The sequence below is a fragment of the Leptolyngbya iicbica LK genome (genome assembly GCF_004212215.1).
In the GTDB taxonomy this organism is placed as follows: Bacteria; Cyanobacteriota; Cyanobacteriia; order Phormidesmidales; family Phormidesmidaceae; genus Halomicronema; species Halomicronema iicbica.
Genome location: NZ_QVFV01000009.1, coordinates 102236 through 124559, shown reverse-complemented (window position 1 = coordinate 124559; position 22324 = coordinate 102236). Strand labels below are relative to the sequence as shown.

Here is a 22324-nt window from a genome sequence, read left to right as displayed (position 1 = left end):
CTCTCCTTTTGAAGGAGAGGGACCTCAGGCGGTGAGGTCAGCCCAAATGCCAAAACTCTACTTTTGCACCTGGATGAGGGGTATTTCAGCCAGCAGTTAGGACTTTCAGGTAGATGCTGAACGCAGTTCTCAATCAAATCCTCAAAAACTCCATTGCCCAGCGTTGGTTCATTGTGGCAGGGGCGATCGCCGTCACCATTTGGGGCGTTTTTAGCGTTACCCAGATGCCGCTAGATGTGTTTCCGTCCTTTGCGCCGCCCCAGGTGGATGTACAGGTGGAAGCCGTGGGTCTGGCTCCCGAAGAAGTCGAAACCCAGATCACCGTGCCCATCGAGAGTGCGGTGAATGGCCTGCCGGGGGTGACGACGGTGCGATCGTCCTCCAAAGTGGGACTGTCGATGGTCAGCGTCGTGTTTGACCCGAACACCGACATTTACCAGGCGCGGCAGGCGGTGACGGAGCGGCTGCAACAGGTCACCAACCAACTGCCGGAAAATGCCCACCCGCCGGAAATTTCGCCGTTGGTGTTGCCCCTGGGCACAATTTTGCAATACGCTTTCACCGTGGACGGGCAGGGGCCGACCGACCTGATGGCCCTGCGCCGCCTGGTGGATGTCACCCTGAAAAACCAGATCCTCTCGGTGCCGGGAGTCTCCCAGGTGACGGTTTACGGCGGTGACGAGCGGCAGGAGCAGGTGCTGATCGATCCGGCCAGACTGCGAGCGCTTAATGTCTCCATCAATGAAGTTACCGCTGCGGCCACCGGAGCGAATTCCAGCGCCCCCGGCGGATTCCTGATTGGTGGCGGTCAAGAACTGCTGGTGCGCGGCATGGGGCAAATGCAGTCCATTGAGGACTTGCAGCAGTCCGTCGTGAAGGTGCAAGACGGTCAGCCGATATTGCTGCGGGATGTGGCCACGGTGCAGACGGGCGCGGCGCTGAAGCGGGGCGATGCCAGTCTGAACGGGCAACCTGCCGTGGTGCTGATGATCAACAAGCAGCCGGAAGTGGACACCCCCACGGTGACGAACGCGGTAGAGGCTGTCATTGCCGACCTCCAATCCACCTTCCCTGCTGATGTTCAGGTAACCCGCACTTTCCGGCAGGCCAACTTCATCGACTCCGCGATTCGCAATGTCAGCGGTTCACTGCTTCAGGGCGTGGTGATTGTGTCGGTGATTCTGCTGCTGTTTTTGATGAATTGGCGCACCGCCATCATTACCCTCAGCGCCATTCCCCTGTCGCTGCTGATTGGCCTGCTGTTTATGAAAGCCTTTGGTCTGGGCATTAACACCATGACCCTGGGTGGTTTAGTGGTGGCGATCGGCTCGGTGGTGGATGATGCGATCGTCGATATGGAGAACTGCTATCGCGGTTTGCGCACCAATCAGGCCCAAGGCAACCCTAAGCACCCGTTTCAAGTGGTGTTTGATACCTCGGTTCAGGTGCGGCTAGCGGTAATTTTCTCCACGGTGATTATCGTCGTGGTGTTTGCCCCCATCTTTAGCTTGACGGGAGTGGAGGGCCGCATCTTTGCGCCGATGGGGTTGGCCTATCTATTCTCAATTCTGGCCTCAACCCTGGTGGCGATGACCCTGTCGCCTGCCCTCTGTGCCATCCTGCTGGCGAATCAGAATTTGCCCCAGGAAGGGACTTTCGTATCACGCTTTGCCGAACGGCTCTATCGTCCGCTACTGGGGCTGTCCATGCGGGCACCCCATCTCATCCTGACCCTGGCGCTGGCGGCGCTGGTCGCTTCAGCGGCAGTGGTGCCCTCCCTCGGTCGTGTTTTTCTGCCAGAGTTTCAAGAGAAATCTCTGGTGAACTCGATGGTGCTGTTTCCCGGCATTTCCCTGGATATCACTGTGGGAGCAGGTAAAGCATTGGCGAACTCGCTCCAGGACAATCCCCTCTACGAGTGGGTACAGGTGCGGGCCGGACGCTCCCCTGGCGATGCCGATGGCGCTGGCGTGAACATGGCCCATGTCGATATCGAACTTAGTGACGCAGCGCTAAAAGACCGGGAAGCGGCGGTGCAAGAATTGCGGGAGGCGTTTCTGGAATTACCTGGAGTTGCGCCCAACATCGGCGGGTTCATCTCCCACCGCATGGATGAGGTGCTGTCGGGGGTGCGGAGTGCGATCGCCATCAAAATCTTTGGCCCTGATCTGGCCGAACTGCGGAGCATCGGTGAGCAGGTACGCGACACAATTGAACCCATCGAAGGTGTAGTGGACTTGCAGCTCGAACCACAACTGCCGATCCGGCAGGTGCAGATTCAGTACGACCGGGAAGCCGCCGCTGGGTATGGTCTGACGATGGCCCAGATCTCCAACGTGGTAGAAACGGCTCTAAACGGGCGCGTCGTCTCCCAAGTACCGGAAGATCAGCAGCTCATCGACATCACAGTTTCCCTACCGGAGTCCGCCCGCAATAGCCTGGATGCCATCAGCGCTATCCCCATCACGACCCCAACGGGAGAACTGATCTCCCTGGGCGAGGTTGCCAACGTCGGCTACGGCATGGGAGCAAACGTAGTAAACCGGGAAGATGTATCGCGCCTGATTGTGGTGTCAGCCAACGTGGCCGATCGCGATTTAGGCAGCGTCGTGGGCGACATTCAAACCCAGATTCGCCAAAACGTGCAACTGCCCAACGGGTACTTTATTCAGTACGGCGGGCAATTTGAGGCGGAACAGAACGCCACCAATAGCCTGTTGGTGTACAGCATCCTGGCGGCGATCGCGATCGCGGTGCTGATGTTCTTCTCCGTCAAGTCGCTGCCCGCGACGGTGGCGATCATGATCAACCTGCCATTGGCGCTGGTGGGGGGCATTGTCTCCATCTTGCTGACCGGTGGGGTGATGTCGGTGGCTTCTCTGATCGGCTTCATCACTCTGTTTGGGGTCGCCGTCCGCAACGGCCTGCTGCTGGTGGACAACTACAACCGCAAGTTCGCCGAGGGTTTACCTCTGAAGAAGGCGGTGTTCCACGGTTCCCTGGAACGGGTAAACGCCATTTTGATGACGGCCCTGACCTCGGCATTAGGGATGCTGCCACTGGCGATCGCGAGCGGGGCGGGCAATGAAATCCTGCAACCGCTGGCGATCGTGGTGCTGGGGGGCTTGTTCACCTCCACTGCCCTGACTCTGCTGGTGATTCCTGCTCTCTATGCAAGGTTTGGCCGCTGGTTTATGCCCAAACCAAAACGGGCGGAACTGGAAGCCGCGTTTTCCAGTGAGGGCGCACCGCCATCGACGGTGATTTAAATAGCCAATCAAAAAGCCTTCACAGAAAGGTCTGCATTGTGCTTGATGTGGAAGCCTATGATCGTACCTTTCACTGAGCAGATTGAACTGAAGGGTTCACTACAATCGAGTGAACGACAGAGCAGGCAGTCCAAAGCATAATTCAGAAGCGATTTAGTCCAAACTAAGCCTGCTTCGAATTGTGCCGTAACTATGTTGCTGGGAGCCCAGCGATCGCCAATCGCCCTAAAACCTCGACCAATTGTTGAATGTGCGACGGCTCGTGGGTGGCCATGACAGTCAAGCGTAGCCGACTGGTGGGCACGGTGGGCGGACGCACCGCTGAGACGAGGAATCCGCTGCCGGTTAAGCGTTGCCCGAGGTGCATCACGGTAGCGGCATCAGGGACTTCGATACAGAGGATGGGTGAGTCCGATGGCAGCAGCGAAGTGAAGCAATTCGTGGTGGACTCGGCGATGAGAGTCTGGAGCGATCGCTGAAGTTGACGCACGTTTTGCCAAAGGCGATCGCGTCGTTGGGGTTCCGTTTGCACGATGTGGATGGCGGCGAGGGCGGCAGCGGTATCAGCAGGCGTCAGTCCCGTGGTATAAATCCAGCTGGGGGCGCGGTTACGCAAATAGTCGATCAAGTGGGCGGCTCCCGTGACGTAACCGCCGAGGCTGCCCAAAGCTTTGCTCAAGGTCCCCATTTGAATGAGGGGGCGATCGCGGCAACCCAGATATTCCACCGCGCCGGAGCCGTTCGTCCCCAAGATCCCCGTGCCGTGGGCTTCATCCACCATCACCATGCAGTCATAGTGATCGGCCAAGTCCAAAATTTCTGGGAGGGGACACAGGTCGCCATCCATGCTAAACACGCTATCCGTGACGATGAGACAGCGGCGATAGCGCGATCGCTGCTGCTCTAATTGCCGCTGCAAATCAGCCACATCGCCATGCTGATAGGTTTGCACCGTGGCTCCACTGAGCTTGGCCCCACTGATCAGGCTGGAGTGGTTGTATTGATCGGCCAAAATCAGGTCGCGACTGCCCATCAGGGCGCTGATTGTGCCGATATTGGCCAGATAGCCAGAGCTAAAGACGATCGCGTCTTCGGTGCCTTTCCAGTTAGTGATCGCTTGCTCTAGCTGGCGGTGCAGGTCGCGATGTCCACTCAGCAACCGCGAGCCCGTGCTGCCCGTGCCGTAGGTCTGAATGGCCGCGATCGCCGCTGCTGCCAACCGGGGATCACCCGCCAGACCCAAATAGTCATTGCTGGCAAAGTTGACGACCGGTTTACCGTCGCAGGTCATCACCGGACCGGCCATGCCGTCGAGCGATCGCACCGACCGATGCCAGTGCGCTTTATGAATCGTGTTGAGGGATTGGTGGAGCCAATCGTAGGCAGCGCTAGACATGGTTATTTCTGATCGGTCAAACGATATACCGGCAGCGCCAGGCCCCAGATGATGGCCGCCAACCGCAATCCCATAATGGTGACCATCCCCAGCAGGGTCGCCGGTCCCGTAGCTAAGCCGACCGTTTTGAGGACAAGATACAGCGCGATGCCGACAATGGCCGCCGTGGCGTAGATATTGCTGCGGCGCAAAATGATCGGAATTTCGACCAGCAGCACATCGCGAATGACCCCGCCCACCACCCCAGTGCACGTGCCCATGAGAATCACCACCAGGGGATGAAGTTGAGCCGCTTCCGCGATTTGCGCCCCGCTAATGCTGACGAGCGCTAACCCGCCCGCATCGGCCACTAATAAAGCTCGTTGGGGCGGCTTGAAGAAATAGGTATAGAGCACGGTGAGTAACCCCGCCGTCAGGGCCACCAAGACGTAATCCGGCTGTTGAATCCAAAACACGGGGGAGCGATCGAGCAGCACATCCCGCAGCGTGCCACCGCCGAGTGCGGTCACAAAGGCGATTACCAACACCCCTAATAAATCGAGCTGTTTGCGACCAGCGGCCAAAGCCCCGCTCACCGCAAATACCACAACCCCCAACATATCTAGCAAGTAGAGAATGAGTTCAGTTTTCATGACATTACCAGGGTAGGAAATGGGTGACGGTCAAAGTTTGAGCTTCCTAACTCGCTTGATTTTGGGGACTTTGGCACTGAAGTTAGTCGGGGCAATCGGTTCAATGTCAGGATCGTCTCCCCCGATTTGATAGGCCTGGGTGATCCAAACCGTCGCCCCGAGCTGCAAAAAAATCATCGCGATCATGTCATTCGCTAAGCGGGGCAGTAGCGATCGCCAACTCGCAAGCGCTTTCATCACGGTTTTACCCGGCGTCTCACCCGCAAATCGGCCCAGGGTGAGTTCCCCGGTGCGCCAGTCAGCGCGGGCAAACCCCAGCGGTTGCAAGGCTGATTCGAGCGATTTCAGTAAATCAAACAGCAGGCGAATCCGGTGAGTTTGCTCATGGTCGGGATGTTCGCGCAGCCATTTCAGCATCAAGGGATTGAGCCGAAACTCAGCAACCAAGCGATTTAATGCCGTAATTAACGCCTGAGTCGAATCTTGCACACAGGAATTGACCGGACTCACCATCGTAGTGCCCGTGCCATCGCCAATGCGATAGCGTGCCGCCATGACGTCAAGTTCGCGAATCAGGCGCGTCATCGGCGAAAATTTGACCCCGTCGAAGTCATAGTCCTCGGTGAAGGGGGGGAACTTGATGATGACATCGGCTACGGGACGAAAGCCCACTCGGCCGTATTGGCGATCGCCCATAAATCGTGTCCAATGATTGCTGCCCGCTACCACGCCTTCTGGACTGTGGGTGAAAATCTGGCGATATTCAATGTCAAACCGGAGGAGACCCGTCAACGGCTCTCGCACCACCGTCGCAATACCAAAGGAAAAATGCCCAAAATAGATGCCACCGGGCGCAAATTCCTTCTTATTGCCGCCGATGCCGCCATAGACTTCCATCAGCAAGGCGCGATCGCCCTCTCGCCAAAGGTCATCCACCATCAAGCGCGCATCCGTGGAAGGCACCTGGGGTAGCAGTAAAGAGTTCACCACCTGCCCCTTGCGCTGCCGGGCATCTTGCCAATACTCATTATTGATATAGCGCAGGGAAGCTTTCGGGTCAGTAAGGACGATGTCGGGCGTCAGGTCAAATAGATGAAACGGGGCGATCGCCTGCACTACAAATTCATCCTGGTCATTCAGAGCGCCATAGATATACCAACCCGTTTCATTCAGGGGTGACTGTTCGATATCCCGATTGGTGGACTGGTAGAGGTCATCGCGATTAGGCAATACGGCCGGAATATAAACGATCTCTTCGGGGCCACTAAATTGCTGGGTTGCTTTATCGTAGTGCCGCACCCGAAAGCGATCGTTCCCCACTGCGGCCTCGATTTGCACCAACCCATAAAACCGCCCAGTGGTATGCACCGGGTCGCTCTTGATCCGCAAAGTTGGCGATTGATCGGCGACTTCCAGCACCTCGACGGACGCGGGCAAGACAACTGTGATGTCGTCAATGGGATGGGCACCCGCGATCGATTCCAGCGGGTCAACTTTCGCCCAGTGGTTGAGGCGATCGGGATGCACCGTGCCCTGACGACTGCTGACCGCCACCTGTTCAGCAAAATGGACATCCATTGTCACCAGTTGCACGTAGGCTTGGGTATCGACATCATCATGCCACCGCAAGGCCACTGTTTGCCCGATCAAATGAGCGTGGGCCGCCGGTGCATACGAGACTTCAAAACCCACTTTTCGCGGCGTTTGCCGTTCCTCGGCGGATGGCAAAATCAGGCGTCCCATCCAGTCACCGAGCGGTCGGTATCGCGCCAGATCAGGCACTTTATGCAGCGGGTAATACTCCACGCGGTTGAATGCGGCTGCTTGGTAAAGCTCGTAGTTACTGGGGCGCATAAAATCAGATTTCTGGAGGCCCGATCGCACCCAGTCTTTGAGCAATATCCCCGTTGTGATATCAACCGTTTGCTGTAATGGCGTCCGCCCGTCTGGCAATTGCCGACCGATGCTCATGGGGCCATTGGCACCGCTGTGCCCAATCTCCCCTAACGAGATGAAGACGATCCGCCCCCGTCGCTTGGCCTTATTCCAATTCGACAACGGAGCGATCGGCCAGCGAGCCGGAAAGAGTTTAACGCCCAACTTTTCCACCGGGTCCAAATCGCCTGCCAGGTGATACAGCTTATCCACCGCCATGGCCCCCGTGTTGCCGCTAATCACCCCCGCGATGGAAATCACCTCAATGGGCGCCTCAGTCACCTGCTGCAAATACCGCACGCAGCCCATCGACATCTGTCCACCACCACTAAAGCCGATGAGACTAATCGGCGTGCCACTGCCGGGCTGATAGCCGTGGTAAATCAAACTGTCGTACAGCACCTGAGCCAGCCCCCGATTTTGAATCGGGCCATAGCGGGCATCGGCAGACATCATCACCGCAAAAATGTTGCGGATATTCACCACAAACCCGATGGGCACAACGGGCACGGTGGATTTAAACGCATCGACCCAACGCCAGACCCAGGCGAACGGATTATCGGCGGTGAGCTGCGTATTACTGACGGAGTAAGGAATGATGCCCTTAACCAGCAGGACGTTCGGTGGAAGGGCCTCAGCCAATTGCTCCAAAAAGCGTTCGACCTCAGGCAGATAACCATAGGTGCCCTGGTTGATGCCATCCAGGTATGTCACGTAGCGCACCACATCCTCATCAGTTTGGTCGGGATGACGCACCGCAATTCCAGGATTGAGCGGGCGATCGCCCTGCCATCCGGCCCACCAACTCAACGATTCCAACGGCGTCATTAAGATCGCCACGACAACGCCCAACAGCCCCAAGACCGTCAGGTCAATCACGAGTCGCACCGTATCATCTAATGCTCGAAACCAAAGTTGAAAGCCGCGCTGCGATGTCGTAATCACCCCAACAATGAGAAAACTCACAAAAGCGATCGCCAAATAGCGATAGAGTCGGCGGCTGGTGGGAGACTGACCCGGAGCGGCTTGATTACCCACCTCGTCAATGACATCAGTCTGGAATCGAGGCGGATTCTGGACCGCTTGCTGTTCCAGCAAATATTCGAGGTTGGTCGGCCGCATCGTGACTTGATGCCCCGCTGAAAGGCTGGTCAACCATTGCTCTAACCGAGCTAACGGCTGACCAATGGTGCGTTGTCCCAATTGCAACAGCAGCCAGCCCACTCCCACTGCCAGCATGGCTTGCCACGAAGTCAAATTCGTTGTGGATTCAATGCCGACGAGGACGGCCAATAGAGTCCAGATTGAGAGCAAAACCGAAATCGGCATCCCAAAATAAGGTGCGGCTACGAGAAAGCCTAGCAGTTGGGGCGCATAACTCACGGCCAACCCGCGAAACACATTGTCAAGGGTGAAGCTACTGCGCCCAAAGGCATGCAGAATCAACCAGATACATATCACCCAGACGATGAAAGTTACAAAGTAGATGAGGGCCGAAATCACCAAGCTCAAGACAAACCGTAAGGGTTTGATGCGATTGGCAAACAATACGATACTTTGTCCTATTGCTTGCGAAAGCCCCGCTAGCAACACCACGGCGGCCACCACCCAGCGATTTTCTAGACTGTCGCCCACCTTACCAAAGACCTCAGGGTCAAGGCTTAACCCGCCAATCACCAGTTCCCAAAACTGCTGCCAGAACGTACCATCCATGCCTGCCATCGACATTGCCTCGCCACAATATTGCTGCCCAATGGGTCAGAAATCTCCCCAAGGCAAACTCACCGTTCGCACGACGTTGGCAGCAGGGGGGTGCAGCAGACAGCTGGATTAATCTGTCAGCTCCAGCCAGCATTCATCGAAAACTAGCGACAACAACCCCTGTCAGAGAATTCGCCCACCGTATTGTACGAGGCAATAGCCGACGATGCCGTTGATCATTGAGGAATGCTAGCTGCCAAAGCATCTGGCGCTCCATTTAGCACAATCAAGACACTGTTAAAACCTGAAACTATTGACGACGCTCAATGCACAAAGAACGACATCGCGCCGTCCAAATTGATTTATCGCTAGCCGCCGCTGATCGGCAACCTGCTAATACTGCCGTTGTGCAGGAGTACCTTCGCCTGACAGCAAGCTGTTGTAAGCGTAACTGTCGTTTTCGTAAATCATCGAAGCGCTCTGCAGCGGCGCGCCATCAAACACTTGATCCATGTAAAGCACGTAATTGCTCATCAAGAAGTAAACCGTCATCATCGCGACAGCCGAGGAAGCGACCAAAAAGCCCGCCAACATAAACGAAAATTCCTGGCTCTTGACGGCTTGATCCATCAGGCGCAGGGCCCAAGCCACCAAAGCGATCACAACAATTACGGTGAGGAAGAGCATACAAATGCCTAGTACGTCTCGTACCTGTACATTAAACAACCTATGTTAAGCAGTGTAACAGCAATTTAATGAAGTTGTTAGCTTTGGGGCGATCGCGCCTCGTGCCGTGCCGAGCTGAATTCGCGGTTTTCCTGCCGGTTTATCGCTACTAATCGGTTTAGATTTCGCAACACTGAACTCATAGAAGATGAATTGTCATTGTTTGTCGCGAGGAAGGAGTTGGAGAACGTTGCTTCTTCCCAAGACGATCGCTACCAGCAGTCCCATTCTTGCCGATGCTCTATTTGACCGGTCGTGTGGGAATTTGGTGTTCCGCCAGGTAAGTTTTGATTTCGTCCACCGTGAGCTGTCCATAGTGCAGCAAAGAGGCCAGCAAGGCGGCTTCCGCTTTCCCCTCAGTCAAAGCTTCATAAATGTGTTGACAGTTGCCGGCCCCGCCAGAAGCAATAACGGGTACGTCAACTTCTTGCGCGATCGCTTGGGTGAGGGGTAAGTCATAGCCCGCTTGGGTACCGTCGGCATCCATGCTAGTGACCAACAATTCTCCCGCGCCGCGCTGCACGACATCTTTTGCCCACTCGATGGCATCTAAGCCGGTATTTTGTCGACCGCCCCGCACATACACATCCCACCCCGGATTGTCAGCCGCCTCCCGTTTGCGGGCATCGATCGCCACCACAATGCACTGATCACCAAAGCGATCGCTCGCCCGATCAATCAATTCTGGCTGGCGCACCGCCGCCGAGTTAATGCTGACCTTGTCGGCTCCGGCCCTTAACAGTTGTTTGATTTGCTCTAAGGAATTGATGCCGCCGCCCACCGTGAGGGGAATAAATACCTGATCAGCGGTGCGGTAAACCACGTCGAGCAAGATGCCGCGATCTTCGTGGGTCGCGGTGATATCTAAAAACACGAGTTCGTCAGCCCCAGCGTCGTTGTATGCCTGGGCTAGTTCTACGGGATCACCAGCATCGCGCAAATCCACAAAGTTGACCCCTTTGACCACCCGCCCAGCATTGACATCCAGACAGGGAACGATTCGCTTTGCCAGCATAATGACTCACCATAACCACCATTTAGGGGTGGGAATTTATTTTCGCTATCTACCTTAGTCCAGGATGGCGCAAGACGCTGATAAACTGTGGATTGGTCGGTGTGAGCACCGATCTTAAATCTCTCATTTTCAGGTGGTTAGGTTAGGCATGGCCTTAGAAATTGGACAACAGGTGAAAGTTCTACGGTTGCGCGATCGCGTCTCTCCAGACGTCGCTGAGCGACTCGGCAAAACCGGCGTCATTCGCCAATTTAGAATGGTTGATGGCAGCGGCGTTGGAGTTGTGGTTGAGTTTGACGGCAACTACTCCACCTGGTTTTTTGAGGACGAATTGTCCCCAGTTCAATAATTGAATAGATTGAACTTGGCGTTACTCAATCAATAAATAAGACTTGTGCCTCAAATTTTGACTTTTCTTGGGCAATCGCGAAGTAGCTGTGCGATTGCTTCGGTAGCCTTTGCACGACAGTTAGCCGAGCAAGGTGCCCGAGTGCTTTGGCTGACCCAAGACAGCGGGCCATTGCCAGCAGTGTTGTGGGGCCAACCTTTATCCACCGAGGCCCAAGCCTTGGGAGCCAATCTGTGGACCTTACAACTCCAGTCGGCACAGCTATTAGAAAAAAGCTGGGATGTAGTCAAAGGCATCGAGGCGCAGTATCTGCGCAATCCCTTACTGAAGCAGGTCTTTGGTCAGGAGCTGGTACTGCTGCCGGGGATGGAAGATGCGCTCACGTTAGATGCTATTCGCGTGCTGTATGACAGCCAAGAATACGACTATTTGATTGTGGATGGTATCTCGGCCAAGGCATCTCTGCGTATGTGGGGCTTGCCAGAGCAAATGGACTGGTACATTCGGCGCTTTCAAAAAGTACTGGCCGAGTCGGAGTTGGCCCGGGCGCTGTCGCCGTTTATCCAGCCCGTTGCAGGAGCCGTCCTGAATATTAGCGGGAGCCAAGAGTCCATCAACCAGCCCGTACAGCAGGCACGAGATTTTCTAGCCGCCGGGCGACAAGTGGTGCAGTCGGCATCACATCATTTGAGCTTTTTGGTGACCACGGCGGAGCCGGGCGATGCCGACATGGCGCGCTATCTCTGGGGGAGTGCGCAGCAAATCGGCATGACCGTAGGGGGCGCGATCGCTTACCAAGCCCAACTGGACGATCAAACTTTTGCCCCGTTGCCCGTCCATGACTTTCCTCCGTTGGCTGACGGCAACTGGCAACCATTGATGGCCGCCGTCCCGAGTTTGGATGCGGCCGTGCAAAATGCTCCTTCGCCAGTCGTGATTAACGAGGCAGAAAAGCAGGTCAAGCTCTTTTTGCCCGGCTTTAGCAAGGCCGATATTGACCTGACACAATACGGCCCCGAGGTGACGGTCACAGCAGGCGACCAACGACGCAACCTGTTTTTGCCAGCCAGCCTCAAAAACCGTTCAGTGCAGGGAGCCAAATTTCAGGAAGACTATCTCATTCTGTCGTTTTAGACAGGCTCGGGAAGGGGATCGTGAGCGATCACGGCTTTCCCCATAGCGCTGGAAGATTGGAAATTTGTGGGTAATCGAACACCCTAAACAGCGAAGTTTTGGGTTACCTTACTAACTTTGACGCGATCGTCCGGAGCGTTCCGACGAGGTCGCCCGTTCTCAGGTCATCGACAGTCAATATCCATCACAAACGCAGATAGTCACTGGAGATTTTATATGGTTGACCCCGTATCGGAAGCACCACAGGATGCAGTAGAGGCGGCGAAAGGGAGCAAAACACGCCAGCTCTTGGGCATGAAAGGGGCTGAAGCGGGTGAAACTTCCATCTGGAAAATTCGCCTCCAGCTGATGAAGCCGATCACCTGGATTCCACTCATCTGGGGAGTCGTCTGTGGTGCGGCCTCGTCTGGCCAGTACGTCTGGAATTTGGAATGTGTCTTAATTGCGGCAGCCTGTATGTTGATGTCTGGCCCGCTGCTGACCGGCTATACCCAGACCATTAACGACTTTTACGATCGCGAAATCGACGCCATTAACGAGCCCTATCGGCCCATCCCCTCCGGCGCTATTTCCGTTCCTCAAGTGGTGGTGCAGATTTTGGTGCTGCTAGGCGCTGGCGTGGGTGTGGCCTATGCGCTGGATCAGTGGGCTGGGCATGAGTTCCCCACGATTACCGCGCTGGCAATCGGCGGCTCTTTTTTGTCTTACATCTATTCAGCGCCACCGTTAAAACTGAAGCAAAATGGCTGGCTGGGCAACTATGCCTTGGGCGCGAGCTACATCGCGTTGCCTTGGTGGGCCGGACACGCCCTCTTTGGCGAACTCAATCTGACGATTGTCTTGCTCACCCTGTTTTACAGCTTGGCTGGACTGGGCATCGCGATTGTGAACGACTTCAAAAGTGTGGAGGGCGATCGCCAGCTGGGGCTCAAATCTTTGCCCGTGATGTTTGGCGTGGGCACCGCCGCGTGGATTTGTGTATTGATGATTGACCTGTTTCAAGGGGGCGTAGCAGCTTACCTGATGAGCATTCATCAAAACCTGTACGCGGTTATTCTGGTGCTGTTGATTATTCCGCAAATCACCTTTCAGGACATGTACTTTTTGCGAAATCCCCTGGAAAATGATGTGAAGTATCAGGCCAGTGCCCAGCCCTTTTTGGTGTTAGGTATGTTGGTCACGGGCCTTGCTTTAGGCCACTCGGCTTTGGTGTAAACCCCTTGAAGCGTCGCTGTTCAAATGGATCGACAACCTCGCGGGTCGATTACGGTTTCTTGGATAGCGTCTCTGGTATAGAGTGTGCTGAAGCGATCGCGGTAATGTTTCAATATCAGTTTGGTGAGAGGCTAAGTTGAGTCGTGGCTAATACTTTCGTTCAACGATTCAGACAATTATTTGCCAGTTCCAAAGCGGCTCCTTCTGCGCGGCCACATTCGAGACCAGTAACCAGCAGCTCATCATCAGCGGCGCAGCGGCAAGTGTATCCATCGGCCTCCCCTGGGGCGGACACTGAGCAGGAGCCCCGCCCGCCCTATCGCCGTCCCCTCCACTATCGTCCCCTGTTTTGGCTGGTGTTAGTCGCAGGGGCCATCAGTGCCACGGGGGTGAGTCGCGCCCATCGCATTTGGCAGACAACGGAAGCCGATTTGCCCGCTGTGACCGACTTAGAAACGTTTGAACGTCAAGGCACCATTACGATCACCTCGGCAGATGGCGTCATTTTGCAGAAAATCGGTCCCGCCACCCGTCAAAAGATCGAGTACGACGACATTCCCGATACGCTAATTGCCGCTTTCATTGCGTCGGAAGATCGGCGCTTTTACGAGCACAGTGGGATTGACTATCAGGGCATTGCGCGGGCAACTTTGGCCAATGTGCGCCAACGCGATGTCGTCGAGGGGGCTAGTACCATTACGCAACAATTGGCCCGGATCGCCTTTCTCGATCAAGAGCGGAGCTTGCAGCGTAAAGCCCGAGAAGCCTTGCTGGCCCTCAAGATCGAAGACGAATTTACCAAAGCTGACATTATTGAGAGCTATCTCAACCTGGTTTATCTGGGGGCCGGAGCCTATGGCGTGGCGGATGCCGCCTGGGTCTATTTCGGCAAGCCCGTAGATGAGCTGACGCTGTCGGAGGCGGCTTTAATTGCGGGCATGGCCCCGGCGCCAAGCGCCTATTCCCCTCTGGTTGATCCGCAAGCGGCAGAAATCCAACGCAACATTGTGATTCGCCGCATGTTGGAAAACGAAAAAATCACTCAGGCAGAAGCTGACGCCGCCTTAGCGGAAGAAGTAGCCACCACCCCCAATGAGCCCAAGTTTCTCTACAGCGAGTTTCCCTACTTCACGATTTTTGTCCAAAAGCAATTGAGTGAGATCTTGCCACCCGAAGTGGTCGAAGCCGGGGGGCTAACGGTTGAAACCACTCTGAACACGGACTGGCAAAAGAAGGCTCAGGAAACCATTAATGAAACTGTAGAGACGGTGGGAAGCCGCCAGCGGTTCAGCCAAGCCTCTTTAGTCGCGGTTGATCCCCGCAATGGCGAAATTAAGGCGGTCGTGGGGGGGACAGACTTTAACGACAGCCAATTTAACCGGGCAACCCAGGCGCTCCGACAACCAGGTTCTACCTTCAAGACGTTTGTCTATACAACCGCGATCGCTGCCGGATTTGACCCCAACAAAACCTATGCTGACGCCAAGTTCGTAGTCGACGGCTATGAACCCAAAAACTACAACGGCAAATACAGCGGCACGGTCTCTATGCGCCAGGCGCTGACCTCTTCCGTCAATATTGTGGCAGTCAAAGTCTTAATTGATGTGGGCTTTGATCCGGTCATCAATATGGCCCAGCGCATGGGCATCGAATCCGAACTGCGCCCGACCTATTCCCTCGCCCTTGGCGCGTCTGAAGTCACCCTGTTAGAACTGACCAGCGCCTATGGCACGCTAGCCCGTCAGGGCCAGCATCACCCAGTACACAGCATTCGTCGAGTCCGCGATAGCTCAGGCAAAGTCATCTACGAGATTGATAACACCCCGACCCAAGCCGTTGACGAAACCACCGCCGCGATTATGACCTGGATGTTGCGAGGTGTGGTGGAAGGTGGCACCGGGGGACGAGCTTACATTGGTCGTCCCGTCGCGGGCAAAACGGGCACTTCGGAAAACGATCGCGATTTGTGGTTTATCGGCTACATTCCCCAATTGGCGGTGGGAGTGTGGCTGGGCAATGATGACAATAGCCGCACTTGGGGTGTGAGCAGCTCGGCAGCGGCCGCCTGGGGCGATTTTGTCTCTAAGCTGTTGGATGATATCCCCGAAGAGGACTTTCCTCCCTTGCCCCAGCTCGCAGGCCGTAAGGGCAGTATCGAAGCCGAACCGATTAAACCCGGTCGCGTGAGAGCAGCCACCGCCTCAGATGATGACGAGGATGCGGCTGAGAATGCCGCCGCTGAGAGTGCCGATTCGGACGCCGGGGATGCTAGCGCCGACAGCGCGGCCGATCCTGCTCCGAGTGGCGCGGGGTCGCTGAGCGATATTGGTGGGGGGGCACCAAGCGAACCGGCGCCCACGCCCGCACCAACGCCTGAGCCTGAAGCCCCTGCACCTACCCCGGTTCCCGAACCCGCGCCCGCGCCCGCGCCGGCTCCGATTCCCGAACCCGCAGCCCCCGAACCCGCCCCCATCCCCGAACCGGCACCCGCTCCGGCCCCTGCACCGCCACCGCCAGAGCCCGCGCCCGTCCCCCAACCCGCACCTCCTTCTAACGACGGCTAAGGAGATTGTATGCAAAGCCGTGTTTGATTCATCGAGTCACGCTAGCGGGTGTTGCCTGGCACCTGAATTTCGCTTCAGGAGTTCTCTAGAAATAAATTTCCCCTCGTAAGTTGGTGTCGAGGAACGAGACCCAACATGCTTGAATCCTTGATGCTGTTGGGTTTCCTGACGTCAACCGCAACCTACGCCGCACCTTCTTTCGGGTAATTTCTTTTGCGGAGATCCCCTTAGGAGTTCAGCTTCCCAATTACTCGCTTAGATGACCACTTCGGGAATCTCTTCAAATGCTGTCAGCTCAGTCACGAGATCGTTCGTGTGGGCGCGCTGACAGCGAATCGTAAACGGACAGCGATCGCATTTTTCCAGTTCGTCAGTAATCTGTGGAAAGGGAATACCGACGGCCAACAAATCAGTGAGCCGTTGCGTCAGCCGTTCTAAATCTAGGCGAGTTTGCTGATGCTGTGGCGCAGAATAGGGGATGCGCACCTGCTGCGGGGTGAGTTTCCCAGACTGAGCATCGACCGTGCGCACAAACCAGTAGGTCATCGAAATAGCTGACGGCGGATAGTCGGTGGTTTCGGCCAGCACATACAAATAGAGACGGGTTTGCCAATCTCTTTGCAAATGAACCAAGCTTTTGGGCTGTAAGTAAGTCTTCCAATCCACAATTTCGGCTCGATCGCCCCACAGCCGCAGCAGGTCATACACCCCCGTCAGCCAAAAATTTTGGAAGATCAGCGATCGCTCATGCTCACTCTGACGAAACACTTCTCCTGTCGTGTCAAAGAGCTCTGGAGCTTGAGCTTGCAGTTGGGTCAGACAGGTTTGCAGTTCGGTATCGGCTTGCAGCACCGGGTCAATGGGCAACCCCATCTCGCGCTGTTGCATCAACAGGTGAAAGCGATCGCCCCACTGTTGCGCCGCCAGCAACTCCGGGGACGACGGCACTGACAGCGACTCCAAAATCGTGTGCTGATAGCGCCGGGGACAATATTCCAGCAGACTCAGTTGACCTTGCGACAATCGCAGCACGGCGTCTAAGCTTCGCCCCCCACGACCACATTGCGAATGCGCAGACTCGGCCCACCGCAGCCCACGGGCAGCCCACTTTGGCCCGCCTTACCGCAGCCTCCCGACTCATCCCAATAAAAGTCGTCGCCAATGCCCTCAATATCTGCCAGCGTGCGAAACACATTGCCCGATAGCGTCACGTCCCGCACGGGTTCCGCCAGTTCGCCATCGCGAATCATCCAGGCTTCCCCCGCCGTAAAGGTGAACATTTCACCATTGGTCATGCCGCCGAGCCAGTTTTTGGCGTAGACCCCTTCTTGAATGCCGGAGAACAGATCGGCCACCGGCGTGTTGCCGCGACCAATCCACGTATTGGTCATGCGCACCAAGGGCGGATAGTGATAGCTGAGGCAGCGGGCATTACCCGTAGGCTGCTCATCCAGTTTGCCTGCCGTCTCGCGGGAATGCAGCCGTCCCACCAAGACGCCATCTTGAATCAACTGCGTGGTCGTGGCGGGGCACCCCTCGTCATCATAGTTGTAGCTGCCGCGATGACCTTCGAGGGAGGCACCATCAAAAATTTGCAGATTCTCAGGGCCAAAGCGACGGCCCAGAGTCATGACTTCCAACAAATCAGGGTTTTCATAGGCCATGTCGGCTTCCGAGAGGTGGCCAAAGGCTTCGTGGACGAACAAACCCGACAACACCGGGTCAATCACCACTTCGTAGGTGTTGCCTTTGACCGGGGGCAAATCTAAGGCGGCGACTGCTCGTTCGGCGGCACTGCGCACCTGCGTATCCAGATTTTCCAGATCTTCGAAGGCTTGGCGGGAGCCATTCGTTTCTCGCCCGGTTTGGACGGTGTCCCCATTCCGCGCCGTCGCCGCCAAGCGCAATTCCATATCCGACCAGCTCTGCTCGATGTGGGTGCCTTCGGAGGTGACGAGCAATAGCCGTTGAGTGACGTCGTTATAGCGGACGGAAGTGGTGGCAATGCGCTCGTCCACACTCTGCAAGATGTCGTCGTAGTGGGTGCAGAGGGCTTTTTTGCGCGTTAGGGAAATGGTGCGAGGGTCGGTCCCCCGCATCAAGAGAGGCGATCGCACCTGCACGGGATCGATCGCCGCCAAGAGAGTTTCATCATCGCCCACCAACCGAGCCGCGTGAATCGCGCCCTCAATTCGCTCGATCAAATCTTCTAATTGGTTAAAGCTGGCAAAGCCCCAGCCGCCTTTGTGACAGGCCCGCACCTGCCCGCCCAGAGAAATGCCTTCACTCAAGGTCTCGACCTTGCCCCCTCGCAGCAAAATGTCGGTGCCTTCCGACTCTTCCAACCGAATGGCCAGAAAATCGACGCGATCGCGGTACTGGTCAATCAACGCAGCAATCTGATCGGTGTAGCGGTCAAACGATTGCGACATGCCAGTAGCCTCCAATTGGTCGCCCGACTTGAACTTTAACTATTGTGCCGCTCTTTTTCCAAATCGGTGCCCCCAACCAGGAGTAGTCTAGAATCACAACTACAGCTTTGTGGCTGTTATCCTCCCTGTTGTGAACCGAGATTCCGGCTGAGCTTGCCGCCATGACCCAAGAGCTAGAGTATTCATTGCCCCCAGCCATTCGCCGCATCTCCGGCGCGTTTCGGCGCTTTGGCTGGATTAGTTTTTGGGCCCAGATTGTCTTGGGGGTGATTGCGAGTTTGGCATTGTTGTTTGCGATCGCCAGCCTCTCGGCCCGCAGTGGTGGCAATAATCCTGGGGCTGGGGCCGGACTCTTTTTCACGTCAGTGGGGCAAATCACCGTCTTTGTTAGCGCGTTTTGGGCCTTTCGCTACACTCGCCTGGGCCGACAACTCCGCAGCCGCGACGAGACCAAACGCCCCAAACCCAAAGACGCCATCCGCACGTTGAAAATTGGCCTGTTCATGAGCCTCGGCGGCATGCTCGCCACCCTGCTGGGCGCAGAAGCCACTGTCGGAGCCCTCCTGGCAAAAGCGCTGTCTCAGCCCCAAGGCGCAGCCGTGTTTGGGGCGCCGGGCAACGTCAGCCAATATGTACAGCCTCTCGATATTTTTGTCATCCAGGCCAATACCAATATTCTGCTCGCCCATTTTGTCGGGTTGGTGTTGACATTGTGGATTATGAATTCTTTGGACAATACTTAGAGCTCATCTCAGGGAACCGTCCCCGCTTTACCTGATTTTTGGGTTGTGAAGCTGTGAAGCAGCCCCCAAGCACCGCAAATCACGATGGGCCCCTCAAGTTTTACTCGCCGCAATGAGACCATTGCCAACCGTAACTGAACGGGCGAAACCATTGCATAGATGGCTTAACATGCAATAGTGAGCACGACATGGCTGGGGCGATCGCACCATGGATATTCAACCGTTTTACGACTTTTTTGACTGCTGTGTGGGCGAATGGGTGACTGAGCGCACCTATCACTACCTGACCCATCAAGAAGTCGAGCGATCGCGTACGGAATTCGCCGTGGCCCCCATCACCCGCGACCTCAAAGAAAAAGTGTTGTCGGATAACCAGTATGGCGAGGTCGAGGACATCGACACCATGCCAGGATTTCGCCTCGGCTTTCACACCGTTTCTGAAACGGGCGAAGAGGTGAGTCAAGAACTGCGCATGCTGTTTGTCCCCCGACTCACGGGCGACGGCTTTTTGGAAGGAGATTATTTGCGCGATCGCGCCTATGAAGAGGCCAAGCCCATCATTTCCCACTTTCGCTTTGGCCTGCACCATCGCGAACTGCTGATGACAACCCGCTACACCCAGGTCGTTTCAGTGGACTCCATCACGCTGGTGAATCCGACCCTGCGCATTCGCCGCATTTTGAATTATCAGCGCCCCCCAGTCGATCACGCGCCACTCGAAACGGTGCGGTTAGCTGGGTTTGGCGTCGAGCAAAAGCAGCCCTAGGCCATGTATAGCAGTTATCTTGAAGTCTGATTGGTCTGGTGGCGCCAATCAGACTTCCGCTTTATGGTGATTACGAGAGGCATCCATCGGTTGAAGCTCGTCCTGCTGAGGTGGTGCATCTAACACGGTGACGCGGGCAAATTTCAGCCCCGTGACGCCTTGCAACGGTTCCACTGCACCCTGTTCGATATCGCTGCCGACCCAGCCTTCGCGCTGCAAATAACGCAGATACTCCTGATATTCCTTCCATTCCTCATTGGTGGAATAGACGAGCGTGAGGCAGCCGGGTTGAGTAATGCGATCGTGGGTCGTGGCATCAAGGGCTTTGTCGATGCGCTTTTTCACGATTTCATAGCGGGTGTCGCGGGTGCCCCGCACGTCAAACAACCGTTCAGTGCTTTCGTCGTGGGTGATATCTACCGTGCTGTCTTGCACTAAAACCAGGTGAGTCAGGTCCATATCAGTAGCGTGTTCTGCCTTGAGTCGAAAGCCCGTGCGAGCACAGGCACAAACGGCCCGGAGCTGCTCGTACCGCAAACTCCGCAGATGAAAGGATGAAAATCGCTGATCAATGGCGCTGCCCGCATAAATCATGTGATCAATGCCGTCAGTCGCTTCGATGTCGCAGTAGTGGGGCGAGACACACTGCATAGTGCGCTGCCAGCGTTGCCAGGTATCGCGCAGTGAAAGGTTGATGTGCTGCACGGTCTGGTCATAGCGCGATCGCGCATCGTACACACAGTCATGTTCGTTATCTTTAGCCGCGTCATAGGCCGCGATCGCCGACCGCACAGTCTCCCCACAGGTTTTGAAAAAGTCGAAGTGGGCTTCTAAATTTTCTTGCAGATATCGCAAGAGCGTAATCTCGGCATCGACCGTGATACCTTGCTGGAGCTGCTCAATCGTGGCTTGCAGATCTTGCTTAAATTGCGCCGCAAACGCCGTCTGGGTGGCTTCGTACACTGCCGTCGCGATCGCCAGCGCCAGCCGAAACTGGGTCAGTAAATCTTGCTGAATGGCCCGATTGCGTTCGTTAGAAGAGCCGCGAATATCGGAAATGCCATAGAGCGGATACACTTCGCGAAAGGTGATGGGCGCGGGCGGCAAGCCCAAGCTGCGCCGCTCAGCTTCTTCTTCAAATCGCCACCGCACCGATTCGTGAATGTGAATAAATCGCTCGTTGACGCTTTGGCGCATGGCAATGGTCAAGGCCGGAGCCAGGGTTTTGCCATTGTGCTCGTCGATCGCATCAAAGGCATCAGGTTGGTCGCTCATCACTCCCACTACGCCTAGCAACTGGGGCGAGTCTTGTAGACGGACTGATTTCAGCACCAGGGGCAAGATTAACAGTGACTGGGCACCGCGCTGGCGCAGCATCGGTTCGCAAGCCGACAAACACGGTACGCTCAAATCCTTCAGATTCAGCACAGTGCCTGCAGAGGCCGCTTTGAACAACACCGATTCTTGTAGGCAGTCGGCGGGCAGCGGATGCGTCGTCCACTCGGGTTTGTCCAAATCCAAATATAAGGCGGCGTTGCTATCTTCAGCCGTGAGAATAAAGCTATCGGTGGCGCGAAATAGCCGCTTCAGCAGCGTATTGGCCTGCAAAAAGCGGCGGGGTTGCAAAATCGATTCGCGATCTAGCAACAAGTGGATCAGCCGTTGCGTGACCTCGCGATCGCTAACGTCCATTCCCTCAACCAAAACCACTCCACTGGCGGTGTAGGTTTGCGGGTTGAGCAACTGCAACACCGCTTGCAACGGCGAATGGGCATCTTGGAGCTGCTGTAACACCTCACCCGCCTCCGGCGATTCCGGCCAGCAGCGATCCAAAGCCGCTTGCACTGCCGGGTCCAGGGTCAGCAGTTGGAGGCGATCGCTACTCACGGTAAATTCCACAAAGCGGGCGCGATCGCCATCCAGCGAACTCACCGAGACAATTAACGACTCATGCAGCCAGCGCGAGGGCAACAGGTCGCTCTGCCCATAGCGTTCGGTCAAAATCGCGTTCAAAATATGCCGCCGAATCCGCTCGCGTACCCACAGCTGATCATCGGGCGACAGTCGCTGCAACACAGCCGCCCCTAGCGATGGCGGCGCATCCACCATGCCGACCAACTGCCGAAAGCGATCGCTGGTCCACTCAATGCGGTGGGTGGCAATATCGATCGCGGCCACCAGCAGCCGACTGTGGTGCTCCAGCACCGACCACCAACTCGGTACGGTCACGGGTTCAAATTGCGGTGACTGCTTTGCTTGACCATCTGGCATTGTGGGGTTCCCCTGCTGATCATGATTGGTCGATCCCAAGACAGCGTGTCCGTCATCCATCTGCGACAAGTCTCGGAAGAATTTGAATCGGCGGTTCAGCTGAAGACTCTGATGCACCTTGCCCACTTACCCCTTGGCCTGCAATACGCCTACCCCTACAGCGGGTCAGAGCAATT

General features: G+C 56.0%; 15 protein-coding genes. 7 read left to right on the top strand and 8 right to left on the bottom strand.

Going from position 1 to position 22324, the window contains the following annotated elements:
* Positions 1-113: 113 nt before the first annotated feature.
* Positions 114-3269 carry an efflux RND transporter permease subunit gene (locus DYY88_RS21895; RefSeq protein WP_039729115.1) on the top strand — a complete coding sequence of 1052 codons (3156 nt, stop codon included), beginning with the start codon at positions 114-116 and terminating at the stop codon, positions 3267-3269.
* 190 nt (positions 3270-3459) lie between these two features.
* On the opposite strand, the gene bioF is transcribed toward DYY88_RS21895, so the two are convergent.
* The 5 genes from bioF to hisF form a co-directional block, all read right to left on the bottom strand.
* A complete protein-coding gene (gene bioF, locus DYY88_RS21890; RefSeq protein ID WP_039729116.1) occupies positions 3460-4665 on the bottom strand; it encodes an 8-amino-7-oxononanoate synthase in 1206 nt (401 codons plus the stop codon).
* A 2-nt stretch (positions 4666-4667) separates the two neighbouring features.
* Positions 4668-5297, bottom strand: a complete 630-nt coding sequence (locus DYY88_RS21885) for a trimeric intracellular cation channel family protein (protein WP_039729117.1) — start codon at positions 5295-5297, stop codon at positions 4668-4670.
* Positions 5298-5327: 30 nt separating this feature from the next.
* A complete protein-coding gene (locus tag DYY88_RS21880) occupies positions 5328-8954 on the bottom strand; it encodes a Yip1 family protein (RefSeq protein ID WP_207223370.1) in 3627 nt (1208 codons plus the stop codon).
* A 372-nt stretch (positions 8955-9326) separates the two neighbouring features.
* Positions 9327-9620: a hypothetical protein gene (locus tag DYY88_RS24575; protein WP_044148824.1), complete on the bottom strand. Its 294-nt coding sequence runs from the start codon at positions 9618-9620 to the stop codon at positions 9327-9329.
* A gap of 280 nt (positions 9621-9900) precedes the next feature.
* Positions 9901-10674: an imidazole glycerol phosphate synthase subunit HisF gene (gene hisF / locus DYY88_RS21870; protein WP_039729118.1), complete on the bottom strand. Its 774-nt coding sequence runs from the start codon at positions 10672-10674 to the stop codon at positions 9901-9903.
* A 148-nt stretch (positions 10675-10822) separates the two neighbouring features.
* Between hisF and petP the strand changes: the two genes are divergently transcribed.
* From petP to DYY88_RS21850, 4 genes are all read left to right on the top strand, one after another.
* Positions 10823-11023, top strand: a complete 201-nt coding sequence (petP, locus tag DYY88_RS21865) for a cytochrome b6f subunit PetP (protein ID WP_039729120.1) — start codon at positions 10823-10825, stop codon at positions 11021-11023.
* 45 nt (positions 11024-11068) lie between these two features.
* Positions 11069-12157 carry a Get3/ArsA fold putative tail anchor-mediating ATPase NosAFP gene (locus DYY88_RS21860; RefSeq protein WP_039729122.1) on the top strand — a complete coding sequence of 363 codons (1089 nt, stop codon included), beginning with the start codon at positions 11069-11071 and terminating at the stop codon, positions 12155-12157.
* Positions 12158-12373: 216 nt separating this feature from the next.
* Complete coding sequence (gene chlG / locus DYY88_RS21855; protein ID WP_039729123.1) at positions 12374-13372, top strand: chlorophyll synthase ChlG; 999 nt, start codon at positions 12374-12376, stop codon at positions 13370-13372.
* A gap of 263 nt (positions 13373-13635) precedes the next feature.
* Positions 13636-15936, top strand: coding sequence for a transglycosylase domain-containing protein (locus DYY88_RS21850; RefSeq protein WP_207223369.1), 2301 nt, complete (start codon positions 13636-13638; stop codon positions 15934-15936).
* Between the two features lie 255 nt (positions 15937-16191).
* Here the strand turns inward: DYY88_RS21850 and DYY88_RS21845 are convergent, their stop codons facing one another.
* Together DYY88_RS21845 and DYY88_RS21840 are read right to left on the bottom strand one after the other, a co-directional pair.
* Positions 16192-16968 (bottom strand): PD-(D/E)XK nuclease family protein, encoded by a 777-nt coding sequence (locus tag DYY88_RS21845; protein ID WP_039729124.1) that lies wholly within the window; start codon positions 16966-16968, stop codon positions 16192-16194.
* A gap of 5 nt (positions 16969-16973) precedes the next feature.
* Positions 16974-18368: a TldD/PmbA family protein gene (locus DYY88_RS21840; protein WP_039729126.1), complete on the bottom strand. Its 1395-nt coding sequence runs from the start codon at positions 18366-18368 to the stop codon at positions 16974-16976.
* 161 nt (positions 18369-18529) lie between these two features.
* On the opposite strand from DYY88_RS21840, the gene DYY88_RS21835 reads away from it, so the two are divergent.
* Together DYY88_RS21835 and DYY88_RS21830 are read left to right on the top strand one after the other, a co-directional pair.
* Positions 18530-19111, top strand: a complete 582-nt coding sequence (locus DYY88_RS21835) for a DUF3611 family protein (protein ID WP_039729127.1) — start codon at positions 18530-18532, stop codon at positions 19109-19111.
* Positions 19112-19319: 208 nt separating this feature from the next.
* Positions 19320-19877: a phycobiliprotein lyase gene (locus DYY88_RS21830; protein WP_039729128.1), complete on the top strand. Its 558-nt coding sequence runs from the start codon at positions 19320-19322 to the stop codon at positions 19875-19877.
* Positions 19878-19925: 48 nt separating this feature from the next.
* Here DYY88_RS21830 and DYY88_RS21825 read toward each other — a convergent pair whose 3' ends face one another.
* Complete coding sequence (locus DYY88_RS21825; protein WP_130199557.1) at positions 19926-22148, bottom strand: GAF domain-containing protein; 2223 nt, start codon at positions 22146-22148, stop codon at positions 19926-19928.
* Positions 22149-22324: the final 176 nt, after the last annotated feature.